We start from the raw sequence: 15,305 nt of genomic DNA, 5'->3' as shown, positions 1-15,305 counted from the left end.
AGAGATGAGCGAAGCACCCGCACCGAATTCCAGCGGGCTTCGCACGTACCCTCACCCCAACTCCTCTCCCGGCAGGAGAGGGGCTGGTTCATGGCAATGTCCGATCCCACGACGCACTCCTTTGACGTACTTATTTTTGAAACCGCACGTGCATACCCCTCTTTCCGACGCACACGCCTGTCACTTCTCCCACCGGGAGAAGGTGGCGCGCAGCGCCGGATGAGGGTACGGGCGACGCCACGTGTATCGATTTTTCAGAGATGAGCGAAGCACCCGCACCGAATTCCAGCGGGCTTCGCACGTACCCTCACCCCAACTCCTCTCCCGGCAGGAGAGGGGCTGGTTCATGGCAATGTCCGATCCCACGACGCACTCCTTTGACGTACTTATTTTTGAAACCGCACGTGCATACCCCTCTTTCCGACGCACACGCCTGTCACTTCTCCCACCGGGAGAAGGTGGCGCGCAGCGCCGGATGAGGGTACGGGCGACGCCACGTGTATCGATTTTTCAGAGATGAGCGAAGCACCCGCACCGAATTCCAGCGGGCTTCGTCCATACCATCACCCCGCTCCGCGCCCCGGCCCGCGCTGGCGGCGCGGGCGCTCCAACGCACGCACGCCAGTGGCGCGCAGACCGCGCCTTCTCCCCAATGGGAGCTGCGCACCCTTCCGATTTCGCCGGCAGGGCTATCACCGAACGATTCTGGATTTTTAATGACCACCTCCCCCTTCCCGCTAGAACCCACGGCCCTCCAAGCGCAGGCCACCATCGCCGAGGAGTTCTCCTTCTTCGGCGACTGGTCCGAGCGCTACCAGTACCTGATCGACCTGGGCCGCAAACTGCCCACCTTCCCCGAACAGTGGAAGACCGAAGAACACCGCCTGCACGGCTGCCAGTCGATGGTATGGATCGTGCCGGAGGGCAGTGCCGAGCGGCTGGACTTCCATGCCGTCAGCGATTCGGCCATCGTCTCCGGGCTCATCTATCTGGCATTGCGCGTGTATTCCGGGCGTAGCGCGCAGGAGATTCTGGCCACCGAGCCGGACTACATCGCCGGCATTGGGTTGGCCAAGCACCTGTCGCCGACCCGCAGCAACGGCGTGGCCGCGATGCTGGCCTTCATCCGCGACACCGCGCGCGCGCAGCAGTGAGCACGCCCGCCCCCTCGCCTGCCGATTCGCTGCGCACGCTGTTCGCCCATCCAGGGTTTGGCCTGGTGCTGCTGTACCGCGTGGCGGCGATGCTGTCGTACCAGATCGTCGCGGTCACGGTCGGTTGGCATATCTACGAAATCACCGGCAACCCGCTCTCGCTGGGGTTGATCGGTCTGGCCGAAATCCTGCCGTTCTTCTGCATCGCCCCGTTTGCCGGCTACCTGGTCGATCACCTGCCGCGTCGCCGGCTGGGCATGGTCGCGGTGCTGGGCCTGGTGGCGACCGCACTGCTGCTGTTGGCGATCACGCAAGGCTGGCTGCCGGTCAACGGCGTGTGGCCGATCTATGCCGCCATTGCGCTGACCGGCGCGGCGCGTTCGTTCCTGTCGCCGGTCTACAACGCCTTGTTCGCACGTGCACTGCCGCGCGAAGCGTTCGCGCGCGGTGCCAGCATCGGCAGCGTCACCTTCCAGGCCGGCATGGTGATCGGCCCGGCGCTGGGCGGCGTGCTGGTCGGCTGGGGCGGCAAGGGCCTGTCCTACGGCGTGGCCGCCAGCGTGGCGATGCTGGCGATCCTGGCATTGGCGCTGTTGCGCGTCAGCGAGCCGGTCAGCGAAGGCCCACGTGCGCCGATCTTCCGCAGCATCGCCGAAGGCGCGCAGTTCGTGCTGTCCAACCAGATCATGCTCGGCGCAATGGCGCTGGACATGTTCTCGGTGTTGCTGGGCGGCGCGGTGTCGATGCTGCCGGCCTTCATCCACGACATCCTGCATTACGGCCCGGAAGGCCTGGGCATCCTGCGTGGCGCGCCTGCGCTGGGCTCGATCGTGGTCGGCGTATGGCTGGCGCGGCACCCGCTGCAGCGCAATGCCGGGCGCGTGCTGTTGCTGTCGGTGGCAGGGTTCGGGCTATGCACCATCGCCTTCGGGCTGTCGCGCCATTTCTGGCTGTCGGCGGCGATCCTGCTGGTGTACGGGATGTGCGACGGAGTGTCGGTGGTGGTGCGTCAGACCATCCTGCAGCTGGCCACGCCCGATGCGATGCGCGGCCGGGTCTCTTCGATCAACGGCATCTTCATCGGCTCTTCCAACGAGCTGGGCGCGTTCTACGACGGGGTGATGGCGCGCCTGGTCGGCCTGGTGCCGGCGGTGGTGATCGGCGGCTGCGTCACGCTGGGCGTGGTCGCCACCACAGCGTGGAAGGCGCCGAAGCTACGCAAGCTGGATCTGCGCGACTTGCAATGACGTGCGCAATGCTGATGTGCCGGTAGCGAACGCAGCCGGCATCGCTATTGCCTTGACGCATCAAAAACCCCGCACATGGCGGGGTTTTTTTAGTCGACCAATGAGGCTTCGACGCTTGCTGAACGATCAATCCTGACGATCAATCGCCCTGCTGCTTCTGCAGATGCTCCCAACGCTCCTGGGCGTCGATGGTGCGCTCGGCGGTCAGACGCGCTTCCAGGCGGTCCAGGCCGATCTCTTCGCCGGTGTCCACGCAATAGCCGTAGTCGCCATCTTCAAGACGCTTGAGCGTGCTGTCGATCTTGGAGATCAGCTTGCGTGCACGGTCGCGGGCTCGCAGTTCCAGCGAGTTCTCGGTCTCGCGGGTGGCACGCTCGGCTTCGTCGCCGATATCGCGCACTTCTTCGCGCAGGTTCTCGATGGTCTGCTTGGATTCCTCGACCATCTCGTTGCGCCACCGCTGCAGACGCTGACGGAAGTACTCCTGCTGCAGCTTGCTCATGTACTCCTCGTCCGCGGCAGGCTTGTAGCCCTGCGGCAGGATCGGGCGACCGGTGGTCTCGTCGATCTTGTAGTCGACCACTTTGTACTTGGTCTTGGGCGTCGGGCTGGACGACTTGGCAGTCACGGCCACGGCCACCTTACCGACCGGACGGGTCGCGGCGGGCTTGGCGGGGGCTTCGGTTTTGGTTGGTGTTTTTGCGGAAGATTTCGAAACGGGCACGGGATTCTTAACTGACGGGGTCGCAGGCTTTGCCGGCTTCGCAGGGACGGCCTTGGGGGCCGGTGCGGGCGCGGGCTTTTCAGCCTTGACCGGGACTGACTTGGCCGGAGCCGGCTTGGTGGCCGGCTTCGGTACGGACTTGGACGCCACCGGCGTGGCGGCCGGTTTGGCGGCAGCCGGAGCTGCCTTGTTCGCCGCCGGCTTGGCAGCAGGCTTGGCGACGGGTTTCACTGGCTTGGGGGCTGCGGACGCGGGGGTCTTGGAGGCCGGCGCCGGCTTGGCAGCGGCCTTTGCCGCAGGTGCCTTCTTGGCAGCCGGCTGCTTGGTCGCCGGTTTGGAGGCCGGTTTCGCAGCGACAGGCGCCGCTGCCTTTTTCGCAACGGGTTTGGCGGACTTCTTGGCGGCCTCTACGGCCTTTTTTGCAGGTTTTTTAGCAGCCACGAAACGCTCATCCTTGGTTCCCCCGGGGCCCGGGAAAGCGGGCCTTTATAACGTACCCCGCGGACCTCCGGCAACCACCCATTAATGCAAGTGGCATATCATTGGCAAGTGATCTCACGCCTGCTCATCGCGCTGCTGCGCTTCTACAAGCTGTTCATCAGCCCCTTGCTCGGGCCGCGCTGCCGTTTTGCGCCAAGCTGCTCGGAGTACGCGATGACCGCCATCGGCCGCTTCGGCCCGCTGCGCGGAAGTTGGCTTGCCGCATGCAGGCTCGGCCGCTGCCACCCCTTCCACCCCGGCGGGTTCGATCCGGTGCCCGATGCGCCTGCATCCGCCTCCCCGCCCCCGTCTTCTTCCTGTCGCTGCAAAGGACCCCATCCATGAGCCGAACCGTCATCGTCAATGCCCGCCTGGTCAATGAAGGCAAGGAGTTCGACGCCGATCTCCTGATCGAGGGTGGCCGCATCGCCAAGATCGACAGCAAGATCACCTCCGCTCCCGGCGATACCGTGGTGGACGCTGCCGGACGCTGGGTGCTGCCCGGCATGATCGACGACCAGGTGCACTTCCGTGAGCCCGGACTGACCCACAAGGGCGATATCGCGACCGAATCCGGCGCTGCCGTGGCTGGCGGCCTGACCAGCTTCATGGACATGCCCAACACCAATCCGCCGACCCTGGATGCGGCTGCGCTGCAGTCCAAGTACGACGCTGCTGCCGGGCGCGCCTGGGCCAACTATGGCTTCTACATGGGCGCCAGCAACGACAACCTGGCTCACATCCAGTCGCTCGACCCCAAGACCGCGCCGGGCATCAAGGTGTTCATGGGCGCCTCCACCGGCAACATGCTGGTCGATAACCCGCAGACGCTGGACGCGATCTTCCGCGACGCGCCCACGCCGATCATCACCCACTGCGAAGACACCCCGACCATCGATGCGACGATGGCGCAGTACAAAGACAAATACGGCGATGCGCTGACCCCGGAGATGCACCCGGACATCCGTTCGCGGCAGGCCTGTCTGAAATCCTCGCAGCTGGCCGTGTCGCTGGCGCGCAAGCACAACACCCGCCTGCATGTGCTGCACATCTCCACCGCCGACGAGCTGTCGCTGTTCGACGCCGGCCCGCTGGTCGATGCCGACGGCAAGCTGCGCAAGCGCATCACTGCCGAGACCTGCATCCATTTCCTGCGCTTCGACCGCAGCGACTACGCGCGGCTGGGCAACCTGATCAAGTGCAACCCCGCGATCAAGGACCCCGAGGACCGCCTGGCGCTGATCGAGGCGTTGGCCGAAGACGTCATCGACGTGCTCGCCACCGACCACGCGCCGCACACCTGGGAAGAAAAGCAGAAGCCCTATGCGCAGGCACCCTCGGGCCTGCCGCTGGTGCAGTACGCGCTGGTCGCGGCACTGGAGCTGGTGCACGAAGGCAAGCTGCCGATCACCCGCATCGTGCAGAAGTTCGCGCATGCGCCTGCGCAATTGTTCGACGTGGAAGAGCGCGGCTTCCTGCGCGAAGGCTATTTCGCCGACCTGGTGATGATCGACAACACCCCGTTCACCGTGAAGCGCGAGCAGGTGCTGTCCAAGTGCGGCTGGTCGCCCTTCGAAGGCACCACCTTCCGCTCGCGCATTGCCGCAACCTGGGTCAACGGCCAGCAGGTGTGGGACGGCGAGCAGCTGGTCGGCAGCGCTGGCGGCCAGCGCCTGACCTTCGACCGCTGATGCGCGCAGCCCTGTTTGGTGCATGGCTGGCGTTGGTGCCGGCCTTGTTGAATGCGGCGTCAGTCCAGGCGCAGGCCACCAGCGAGGCTGGCGTGGTGTTCCCCGCCAGCGCCTCGCAGGGGGCGATGGTGATCGGCAAAGTGCCGGCCGGCAGCACGGTGCAGTACGCAGGGCGCACATTGCGCGTGAGCGGCTACGGCAGCGTGGTATTCGGCATCGGCCGCGACGCCGCAGGCCCGTTGCAGGTGCAGGTCACCCTACCCGACGGCACGCAGCGCAGCGTCCGCATCGCGGTGACACCGCGCGACTGGCCGACCGAACACGTCAATGGCGTGCCGCCCAAGACAGTGAACCCGCCTGCGGCGATTGCCGAGCGCATCAAGCGCGAGCAGGCACAGGTCACCGCGGCGCGCGACCGTGACGATGCGCGCACTGATTTCGCCCAGCCCTTCATCTGGCCGGTGCAGGGCCGCATCAGCGGGCGCTTCGGCAATGCGCGCGTCTACAACGGCCAGCCCGGTGCGGGCCATTCGGGCATGGACATCGCCGTGCCCACCGGCACACCGGTGAAAGCACCCGCCGCCGGCGTGGTGACGTTCGCGGCGCCGGATCTGTATCTGACCGGCGGCACGGTGCTGCTGGATCATGGCTTCGGGGTGAGTTCCAACTTTCTGCATCTGTCGCGCATTGACGTCAAGGTGGGCGATCGGGTGGAGCAGGGTCAGGTGATTGCGGCAGTGGGCGCGACCGGACGTGCGACCGGGCCGCATCTGCATTGGGGGATGAATTGGTTCGACGTGCGGATCGATCCACTGCTGGTGCTTGAGCGCGGGAAATAGTTTTTTGGGTGGTTTCCTTCTCCCGTCGGGAGAAGGTGCCCCGAAGGGGCGGATGAAGGTACGGGCGAAGCCTCATGGAGTTGCGAACGCAACTCGGCTTCGCCCCGTACCCTCACCCCAACCCCTCTCCCGGGGGAGAGGGGCTCTGGCTGTGTCGACCTGAGCGTTGACAGGCTTGGAACACTGCAGATACCCGGTCAGCCGCCACCTACCCGTCGTGCTCGTGTTCGTCAACGGGCTTTGGGATATAACCGGAGCGACCGTCGAATGTCGTTGCAGGCGAACGCTCGGCTGCTGACGGTTGGTCCGTCGCCTTGGTGCCGGGCGTGCTTCATCTCCCCTCCCCCGATTGCAGGAGATGTGCGACATGCGCAACGAGCAACTCAAACCGACCCTGGGCACCTGGCAACTGTGGGGAATCGCCGTGGGCCTGGTGATCTCCGGCGAGTATTTCGGCTGGAGTTACGGCTGGGGCACCGCCGGCACGCTCGGCTTTCTGGTGACCACGTTGCTGGTCGCAGCGATGTACACCTGCTTCATCTTCAGCTTTACCGAATTGACCACCGCCATCCCCAATGCGGGCGGGCCGTTCGCCTACAGCCTGCGCGCGTTCGGCACCTATGGCGGCATGCTCGCGGGCCTGGCCACGTTGATCGAATTCGTGTTCGCACCGCCCGCCATCGCGATGGCCATCGGCGCCTATCTGAATGTGCAATACCCCACGCTTGACCCGCGCGTCGCAGCCATCGGCGCGTATGTGATCTTCATGAGCTTGAACATTGTCGGCGTGGCGATCGCGGCCACCTTCGAGCTGATCGTCACCTTGCTGGCGGTGATCGAACTGCTGGTGTTCATGGGCGTGGTGGCCCCGGGTTTCAGCGTGGCGCGTTTCGCTGCCAATGGCTGGGCCGGCAGCGATGTGTTCGGGCCGGCCGCCATTTCCGGCATCTTTGCGGCCATTCCGTTTGCGATCTGGTTCTTCCTGGCGATCGAAGGCGCCGCGATGGCAGCCGAAGAAGCCAAGGACCCCAAGCGCACGATCCCGCGCGCCTACATCGCCGGCATTCTCACCTTGGTGGTGCTGGCACTGGGGGTGATGGTGTTTGCCGGTGGCGTTGGCGACTGGCGCCAACTCTCCAACATCAACGACCCACTGCCGCAGGCGATGAAGGCGGTGGTCGGCAATAGCTCCACCTGGTTGCACATGCTGGTGTGGATCGGCTTGTTCGGCCTGGTGGCAAGTTTCCACGGCATCATCCTGGGCTACTCGCGGCAGTTCTTCGCGCTGGCGCGCGCCGGGTTCCTGCCGCATGGGCTGGCCAAGCTGTCGCGTTTTCGCACGCCGCATCGCGCCATTCTGGCCGGCGGCGTCATCGGTATCGCCGCGATCTGCAGCGACAGTGTGGTCAAGATCCAGGGCATGTCGCTGACCGCAGCGATGATCACCATGTCGGTGTTCGGCGCGATCGTGATGTATCTGATGAGCATGCTCAGCCTGTTCAAGTTGCGCCGCGCCGAACCGGGGTTGGAGCGCAGTTTCCGCGCGCCGGGTTACCCGGTGGTACCGGCCATCGCGCTGCTGCTGGCACTGGTGTGCCTGGTGGCCATGGTGTGGTTCAACCCGATCGTGGCGTTGATCTTCCTGGGCCTGCTGCTGTTCGGCGCGGCGTGTTGCGTACTCAGCCTGCGCACGCAACACACGCCTGCGACCAGCGCCAGATGAGCGGCTTTGCCTTCACCGCGGGCGGTGAGCGATTTCAGTTCGCCGATCTGAAACAGCTGCTGGCCAAGGCGACGCCGGCACGTTCGGGCGACCAATTGGCCGGGCTTGCCGCCGACTCCGGCCTGCAGCGCGTGGCCGCGCAGATGGCGCTTGCCGATCTGCCGCTGCGGCATTTCCTGCAGGAAGCGGTGGTGCCCTACGAAGCGGACGAAGTGACGCGCCTGATCATCGACCAGCACGACGACAGTGCGTTTGCCGCTGTGGCGCACCTCACCGTGGGCGGCTTTCGCGATTGGCTACTGAGTGCGCAGGCCGATGAAGCCGCATTGGCCGCATTGGCACCCGGATTGACGCCGGAGATGGTGGCGGCGGTATCCAAGTTGATGCGCGTGCAGGACCTGATCCTGGTGGCGCAGAAGACCCGCGTGATCACGCGCTTTCGCAATACGCTGGGCTTGCGTGGGCGCCTGTCCACACGCCTGCAACCCAACCACCCCACCGACGATGCCACCGGCATTGCCGCCAGCGTGGTAGATGGTCTGTTGTACGGCAACGGCGATGCGGTGATCGGCATCAACCCGGCCAGCGACAGTCTGGCTGCAACCACCGCCCTGTTGCGCATGCTCGATGCGGTAATCACCGGCTATCAGATCCCGACGCAATCGTGCGTGCTTGCGCATATCACCACCACCATCGACGCCATCAACCGCGGCGTGCCGGTGGATCTGGTGTTTCAGTCTATCGCCGGCACCGAAGCGGCCAATGCCAGCTTCGGCATCAACCTGGCCTTGCTGCAGGAAGGCTATGACGCGGGTGTGTCGCTGCGCCGCGGCAGCGTGGGCGACAACGTGATGTATTTCGAAACCGGCCAGGGCAGCGCGCTGTCGGCCAATGCGCACCACGGCGTGGACCAACAGACCTGCGAGGTGCGCGCGTATGCCGTGGCGCGCCACTACAAACCGCTGCTGGTGAACACCGTGGTCGGCTTTATCGGCCCGGAATATCTCTACGACGGCAAGCAGATCATCCGTGCCGGGCTGGAGGATCATTTCTGCGGCAAATTGCTCGGCGTGCCGATGGGCTGCGACATCTGCTACACCAACCATGCCGAGGCCGATCAGGACGACATGGACACGTTGCTTACCCTGCTCGGCACAGCCGGCATCAATTTCATCATGGGCATTCCCGGCTCTGACGATGTGATGCTGAACTACCAGACCACCTCGTTTCACGATGCGCTGTTTGCACGCCAGGCACTCGGTCTGCGCGCCGCGCCCGAGTTCGAGCAGTGGCTGGAACAGCACGACATCCTGCGGCTGCACGATGGTCGCTTCGAACTTGGCAGCGAAGTACCGCCGCCGTTCCGGCGCGCATTGGCGCAGGCCAGCGGCGGCGCTGCGCCATGAGCGTGCCAACCAAACCGTCGCGCGATGCCTGGGCGCACCTGCGCCAGCTCACCCCGGCGCGCATCGCGTTGGGCCGCGTGGGCACCAGCCTGCCCACGGGCGCGCACCTGGATTTCCAGCTGGCGCATGCGCAGGCCCGCGACGCGGTGCATCTGGCATTCGACCCGGCACCGCTGCAGGCCGAACTGGAGCAACGCGGGCGCAGCAGCATCCTGCTGCAAAGCGCTGCGGTGGATCGTCATACGTATCTGCAGCGGCCCGATCTGGGACGGCGTCTGGCCGAAGACGCCGCCACGCAGCTGCGCGGCCTCACCGCCGTGCACGGCGGCGGACAGGACGTTGCGGTGGTGGTTGCCGATGGACTTTCCGCGCTGGCGGTGCATCGGCATGCCGCGCGCATGCTCGAGCATATCGATGCCCTGGCCGCGCAGGAAAACTGGTCACTGGCGCCAGTGGTGCTGGTGGCGCAAGGCCGGGTGGCGATCGGCGATGAAATCGGCGAGCTGCTCAATGCACGCGCGGTGATCGTCCTGATCGGGGAGCGCCCGGGCTTGAGTTCGCCGGACAGCCTGGGCCTGTATCTCACCTACACGCCACGTCTCGGCCTGACAGATGCTGCGCGCAACTGCATTTCCAATATCCGCGCCGAAGGATTGAGCTACGCGGAGGCGACCCACAAGCTGGCGTACCTATTGCGCGAGGCATTCCGCCGCCAGCTTTCCGGCGTGCAGCTCAAGGATGAAGCCGAACAACCTGTCTTGCTGTCGGCAGGGCCTGCAGACGCTGCACCGCGCACCTTCCTGTTGCCGGACACCTGATTCAGCGGCTTGTGGGCTCGAACCCTATCCTGGGTTGGACTGGCCGACTGCAGTGACCGATCTCCCGAGAAGGCGACCTCCCCAGGCAAACGCAAAAGCCGCCGCAACCTCTGCCAGCTTGGAGCGGCTAAAGACGTTCGCAACGCGCCACGCATGAACAACAGAGACTGGCCAACAAATGGAGCGACCAGCCGCCAGATGGGCGTGGACGGCGCGCCTGGAACCGGAGTGTACGCGCGGTACCTGCCGGTTCGGGGCGCCGACCGCGCCTGCCCGGCGGCTGCGCCGTAGTCTTGTTCGCTGCTCTGGTTACTTCAGCGCGCCATCCTGCGGATTACTCGCGGCATAGGTGCTGGTCTGCAACTCGTTGTCATGCGGATGGCGCAGGGCATTACGCACCTCATCGGGAAGTTGGTCCACATCCAGCATCACCTTGCCCGAGTGCACATCGCGCACCACTGACGCCGGCAGCACAAAGTCGCCGCCATTTTCGATATTGATGACCAGTTCTGCGCCGTCGTTGCGGATGTCGCGGACCGCGCCCACGCCGACTTCGCCATCGCGCAAAAACACCATCTGGCCGATTTCGATCTGTTGCATGTTGAATCTCCTGAGGTGGCACCGCCGCTTGCGCACGTGCCGATGGCAAATCATCGCGCAGCGACGCGTTGGCAGGCGGTGAAGCGCAGATCACTGCGGCGTGGGCGCGTGCGGCAACGCGCAGTCGGCACGCGGCCCTGCAGCCAGACAACACGCTCGACCGTCCAATTACGACGAATCAAACGCATCCAGTCGGTGGATAGGGCGTTGTCACCCCATGCGCGGTACCGCCAATCAGAACTCGTGCGGCCCGGCTTGATCCGTCATCCACGCGCTTCCCGGCAGCGCTCAAGTACCGCACGCACACGCGCCCCTTGAAGGCCGCGTGTGCGTGCAGGCCAGGCCAGGCACCTCAGCGCAGCGGGACGTCCGCCACCTTGTCCTGGTAATCCTTCTTGGGGTCCACACCGAACAGCACCTTGATCCCGGCAAGCAGGCTTGACCCATTGAGCCAGATCTGTGCGTGGTCGGCATCCAGGCGCAGCAGCGCCAGTTTCGGGTCATCCTTGCCGCCTTCGTACCAGGCAGCGACGTACGGATTCCACAACCGCTCGACCACGGCCGGGTCGGTATCTTCACGCAAGGAACCGCTGATGCTGGCGAACAGATCGTGGCCCTTGCTGCTGAAGGCGCCGATGACACGGCGGCCCTGCCCCAGCATCGCGATCAGCGCGTTGTCCTTGGAGGTGAAGAACCAGATCGGGCCACCACTGTCGCCTTCGATCTGCGCGGTCATCGGACGCGCGTGGCCGTCTTCGACGCCATCCAGCCCCAGCATCACGGTGCGATCGGATTTGAGCGCCTTCCAGAATTTTTCCTGCAACTCTTTGGGGTCTGCCATTTCGATTCCTGACATGCGTTGTACGCGGGTAAGCCAGTCTGGGAGGCTGCGTGCCCACGGCATGTGAGGACATGTGCTGCTTGCAAACACAGTTGCGTCGACCGTTGTTGCACTTGCGCTGCATTGCCCGGCAACCGGAAACGGCCGACCACCTTATTGCAAGCGCCTGTCTGGCAACTGCGCAGAAGGTTTCTGCGTCGCTACTGACCTGTCTGGCATCTGCCGCGTAGTGCGTTTGCGCACGCATCCCTTTTGAGAGAGTGCCGCCACATGTCTGCATCGCATCTTCGTACGACCTGCATCGCCGCTGCATTGCTGGGCCTTGTCAGCGCAAGTGCACTGGCATTGACCGGCACTGCCACGCGACCACAACTCACCAGCAGCGAAGCAAGCACTTACACGATCGCCAAGGCCTTGGCCAAGGCCGGGCCGATCGCCGCGCTGGTGACCGACAACTGGAACCCCACTGCAGGGCTCGCCTTGCTCAGCGCCGACTACGCAGTCGCTGCCGACAGTTCCACCCGCTATCGCAGCGTGCAAGCGGCCATCGATGCGGCCGTCGCCGCAGGCGGCACGACGCGTCGCTATATCAGCCTCAAGGCGGGCACCTACACCGAGCTGGTCTGCGTGCCGAGCAATGGGCCACCGCTGACGCTGTTCGGGCTGGGCGCAGGAAATGGCGACACCATCATCCGCTTCAACAACGCCAACCCCACCCCCAAGCCGGCCGGTACCGCAAGCCATGCGTGCGCCAGCAATGCATCGGCGACCACGGTGGGCACCTCCAACAGCGCAACGCTCACGGTGCGCGCGGCAAACTTCGAGGCGCGCCACTTGCGCGTGGACAACAACTCTATCGAAGGCACTTATGCCGGCAACAATCAATCCGCGGTGGCGCTGGCAGTGCGCGGCGACAGGGCCAACTTCGAAGATGTCGTGATCACCGGCAACCAGGACACCTTGCTGATCAGCGCGACCAATGCGGCCAATGTGATTCGCGCATAGTTCAAGAGCAGCACCATCGAAGGCGATGTCGATTTCATCTTCGGGTCCGGTATCGGCGTGTTCGATCGTGCCACCATCCGCTCCACCGGCGCACGCCTGGGCAACAGCCGCGGCGGCTACATCTTTGCGCCCAGCACACGCCCTGGCAGTAGTTACGGCTTTCTGGCGATCAACAGCAGCTTCACCAGCGTCTCCGGCTCTCTGGACAACAACACCTAGCTTGGGCGTGCCCGGGACGAAGGCGTCAGCGGTCTGAGCGCCTACGTCAACGGCACCTCGCCCAATGGCCAGGTAACGGTGCGCGACTCAAGCCTGGGCAGCCATATCCGCAGGCCGCCCTCTGGGATGCGTCCACGGCCAGCCGCCCATATTGCAGCAGCAACTGCCGCAATTCGGCGAACCGTTTTTACGAGTACACCAACAGCGGTACCGGCGCGGCCAACTAACGCGGTGCAGTGCAGCGATGGCGTAGCAAGCCGGGTGTGAACCGCGCTTGCTGCATGGAATGCCTTACATGGAAAGCCATCTCTGCAATGGTCTCGTGTGTTTCACAGGACGCGAATAATGAATTGCTCGTTCGCGCATGTAGTCGTTCGCTGACAACGCACGACAACATGCGCGCACTGCGCGACCGCGCCAGCTTGCAACGACCGTAGTGATGCGCACGCATCGCACCACGTGCGCATCCGGTTGACTGCACACCAGGCGTGGCTTCCTACGTCAAGATTTTTTCAACGCCAGGTCATCCAGCCCTGTTCCCGCCGCAGACGGCATGCGATTCGATCCGGCGCACAGTTCGCTACCGCCAGCAGTTGCAGCACGCCGGAACACGGCAGATTGCCTGCACTGCCTTCGGCACTGCGGTGCTGATTTCGCGCTGACGCAATCGAACTTCGGCATGGCGCGCCACGCTTGCATCCCGCTATCGCCGATCGACACAGCACCGCCGAGACCACGCATGTGCAGGGCGCAGATATTCGCAGCGCAGCGTACAGGCCGCATCTGGTTGTGCTCGTTGATCTGGCGCGCCTGCCACATTTCACCGGAGCATCTGCCCATGCCGTCCCATCGTTTCGTTCCCACCGTTGCGCCACTGACCCTTGCCCTGCTCGGCCTGACCACGTTTGACGCCAGCGCGGCGCGACCGCACGGGCAGGATGCACCCGATACCGCGCACAGCATTTCCACCAGCTGGGGGGTGATTCAGCAGCCCGCATTGCCGACCCAGGTGTGCGCCACGCTCAAGGCTGCGCTGAGGCCGGTGGGTGGCTCGGTGGATACGCTCGACCAGAACCCGGCGCAGTCCAAGCGCGATACCGCACGCTTGCAGGCGGCCATCGACGATTGCCCTGCCGGCAGCGCAGTGCGCCTGGTCCGCGGCGACGCCGGAGAGTCCGGATTGTTGACCGGTCCGCTGACCATCAAAAGCGGTGTCACGCTGTGGATCGATCGTGGCGTAACCTTGTTCGGCTCGCGCAATCCGCTCGATTACGACAACGGCCTGGGCACCTGCGGCACCGCCACCAGCGACAAGGCAAAGTCGTGCAACCCGTTGATCCACGTTGCCGATACCGCAAACAGCGCCATTGTCGGTGCGGGCAAGATCGATGGACGCGGCGGCAGCACGCTGACCGCCGGTCCCAATGCCGGCACGGCCAGCTGGTGGGATCTGGCCTATCTCAACGTCAGCAAAGGTTTGAGCCAACACGTGCCGCGGCTGCTGCAGATCGACGACAGCAGCGACTTCACGCTGTACGACATCACCCTGGAAAACTCGCCCAACTTCCACGTCATCAGCGACAACGTGGTGGGCCTGACCGCTTGGGGCATCAAGATTCTGGCACCCAGCCTGGTCTATTCGCGGCCCGGTTACCGTTGCCCGGCCGGCAGCACGCCCGACGTCAATCCGCATGCGACCTGCTTCACGCCGGAAACCGCCAAGAACACCGATGGCTTCGACCCCGGCCAGTCGAAGAATGTCCTGCTGGCGTATTCTTACATCGGCACCGGCGACGACGGCGTTGCGATCAAGGCGCATGCCAACAGCAAGCGCAGCATCGCCTCGGAAAACATGCTGTTCGCCTACAACCAGTTCTATTACACACACGGCTTTTCGCTCGGCAGCGAAACCGACTCGGGCATGCGCCATATCGCTGTGCGCGGGCTGAGCATCGACGGCTTCAATGCCAACGATGTGCAGCGAGATCCCTATTCGGCCAATGGGCTGCGCATCAAGTCCGACGCCTCACGCGGCGGCCAGGTGTACGACATCAGTTTCGACCACATCTGCATGCGCGGAGTTGCGCGCCCGCTGGTCTTCGACGCCAATTACGCCAATGCGGCAATACGCGACAAGATCCCGCAGTTCCACGGCATCTCGCTCAGCAACGTGCATTCGCTGGGTTCGACCACCCTGGGCGGCGGCGAATTGAGTTTCTACGGATACCGCGATGCCAGCACCACCAGGCCGATCACCATCTCGCTGGACAATGTCGTGCTGGAAGGTGGCAAGGTCAGCTTCGCGCAACCGCATTTCGGTGGGCCTGCGAGCAACCCGGGCGCGGTGCATTTCACCTTCAAGGGCGGCCCGGTGAGCTTTTACGACCAGCTGACCGAATCGGTGCCCAACGATGTGCAACTGCAGGGCAAGCCCGGCCCCGGCGCGCCGTTGCAATGCAATGACGCCTTCATTGCCTATCACTCGGTGCTGGCGGATTCGCCGATCTGAGTACAGCCGACTGAGTCACCGCTTGTATAACCGCGCAGACGGGCGCAGC

The 15,305-nt window shown here is 64.5% G+C and carries 13 protein-coding genes, 1 other RNA gene and 1 pseudogene; 10 read left to right on the top strand and 5 right to left on the bottom strand.

Annotated elements, in window-relative coordinates; all coding sequences use genetic code 11:
- Window positions 1–716 precede the first annotated feature (716 nt).
- Together A7D16_RS13235 and A7D16_RS13230 are read left to right on the top strand one after the other, a co-directional pair.
- On the top strand, window positions 717–1,154 hold the full coding sequence (locus tag A7D16_RS13235; protein ID WP_064633387.1) for a SufE family protein: 438 nt from the start codon (window positions 717–719) through the stop codon (window positions 1,152–1,154).
- A complete protein-coding gene (locus A7D16_RS13230; protein ID WP_064633385.1) occupies window positions 1,151–2,401 on the top strand; it encodes an MFS transporter in 1,251 nt (416 codons plus the stop codon). The genes A7D16_RS13235 and A7D16_RS13230 overlap by 4 nt, the downstream gene beginning before the upstream one ends.
- 139 nt (window positions 2,402–2,540) lie before the next feature.
- Here A7D16_RS13230 and dksA read toward each other — a convergent pair whose 3' ends face one another.
- Entirely contained in the window at window positions 2,541–3,566 is a 1,026-nt protein-coding gene (gene dksA / locus A7D16_RS13225) for an RNA polymerase-binding protein DksA (protein WP_064633383.1), read from the bottom strand.
- Between the two features lie 84 nt (window positions 3,567–3,650).
- Here dksA and yidD point away from each other — a divergent pair, with 84 nt between their 5' ends.
- The 6 genes from yidD to eutC all read left to right on the top strand — a co-directional run bounded on the left by yidD (window position 3,651) and on the right by eutC (window position 10,082).
- On the top strand, window positions 3,651–3,950 hold the full coding sequence (yidD, locus tag A7D16_RS13220) for a membrane protein insertion efficiency factor YidD (RefSeq protein WP_082925806.1): 300 nt from the start codon (window positions 3,651–3,653) through the stop codon (window positions 3,948–3,950).
- The gene (locus tag A7D16_RS13215) at window positions 3,947–5,296 is read left to right on the top strand and encodes a dihydroorotase (protein WP_064633378.1); all 1,350 of its coding nucleotides are present in this window, start codon (window positions 3,947–3,949) and stop codon (window positions 5,294–5,296) included. The genes yidD and A7D16_RS13215 overlap by 4 nt, the downstream gene beginning before the upstream one ends.
- Window positions 5,296–6,135 (top strand): M23 family metallopeptidase, encoded by an 840-nt coding sequence (locus A7D16_RS13210; protein WP_064633376.1) that lies wholly within the window; start codon window positions 5,296–5,298, stop codon window positions 6,133–6,135. Before A7D16_RS13215 ends, A7D16_RS13210 begins: the two co-directional genes overlap by 1 nt.
- A gap of 358 nt (window positions 6,136–6,493) precedes the next feature.
- Entirely contained in the window at window positions 6,494–7,858 is a 1,365-nt protein-coding gene (gene eat / locus A7D16_RS13205) for an ethanolamine permease (RefSeq protein ID WP_064633374.1), read from the top strand.
- The gene (locus tag A7D16_RS13200; RefSeq protein ID WP_064633371.1) at window positions 7,855–9,264 is read left to right on the top strand and encodes an ethanolamine ammonia-lyase subunit EutB; all 1,410 of its coding nucleotides are present in this window, start codon (window positions 7,855–7,857) and stop codon (window positions 9,262–9,264) included. Before eat ends, A7D16_RS13200 begins: the two co-directional genes overlap by 4 nt.
- A complete protein-coding gene (gene eutC, locus A7D16_RS13195) occupies window positions 9,261–10,082 on the top strand; it encodes an ethanolamine ammonia-lyase subunit EutC (protein WP_064633369.1) in 822 nt (273 codons plus the stop codon). Before A7D16_RS13200 ends, eutC begins: the two co-directional genes overlap by 4 nt.
- A gap of 169 nt (window positions 10,083–10,251) precedes the next feature.
- On the opposite strand, the gene A7D16_RS13190 is transcribed toward eutC, so the two are convergent.
- The 3 genes from A7D16_RS13190 to A7D16_RS13180 form a co-directional block, all read right to left on the bottom strand.
- Window positions 10,252–10,327: non-coding RNA, sX9 sRNA (locus A7D16_RS13190), on the bottom strand.
- 64 nt (window positions 10,328–10,391) lie between these two features.
- The gene (locus A7D16_RS13185; RefSeq protein ID WP_064633367.1) at window positions 10,392–10,682 is read right to left on the bottom strand and encodes a hypothetical protein; all 291 of its coding nucleotides are present in this window, start codon (window positions 10,680–10,682) and stop codon (window positions 10,392–10,394) included.
- A gap of 352 nt (window positions 10,683–11,034) precedes the next feature.
- Window positions 11,035–11,538: a pyridoxamine 5'-phosphate oxidase family protein gene (locus A7D16_RS13180; RefSeq protein ID WP_181920433.1), complete on the bottom strand. Its 504-nt coding sequence runs from the start codon at window positions 11,536–11,538 to the stop codon at window positions 11,035–11,037.
- 297 nt (window positions 11,539–11,835) lie between these two features.
- Here A7D16_RS13180 and A7D16_RS13175 point away from each other — a divergent pair.
- A pseudogene (locus A7D16_RS13175) lies at window positions 11,836–12,974 on the top strand (putative acyl-CoA thioester hydrolase).
- A 274-nt stretch (window positions 12,975–13,248) separates the two neighbouring features.
- On the opposite strand, the gene A7D16_RS23150 reads toward A7D16_RS13175, so the two are convergent.
- Window positions 13,249–13,587, bottom strand: coding sequence for a hypothetical protein (locus tag A7D16_RS23150; RefSeq protein ID WP_153043167.1), 339 nt, complete (start codon window positions 13,585–13,587; stop codon window positions 13,249–13,251).
- On the opposite strand from A7D16_RS23150, the gene A7D16_RS13170 reads away from it, so the two are divergent.
- Window positions 13,586–15,256: a diffusible signal factor-reguated family 28 glycoside hydrolase gene (locus A7D16_RS13170; protein WP_064633362.1), complete on the top strand. Its 1,671-nt coding sequence runs from the start codon at window positions 13,586–13,588 to the stop codon at window positions 15,254–15,256. The two genes, A7D16_RS23150 and A7D16_RS13170, sit on opposite strands and share 2 nt — an antisense overlap.
- Window positions 15,257–15,305: the final 49 nt, after the last annotated feature.

Source organism: Xanthomonas nasturtii, from assembly GCF_001660815.1.
Taxonomy (GTDB): Bacteria; Pseudomonadota; Gammaproteobacteria; order Xanthomonadales; family Xanthomonadaceae; genus Xanthomonas; species Xanthomonas nasturtii.
This window is presented reverse-complemented; position numbering and strand designations above follow the sequence as displayed.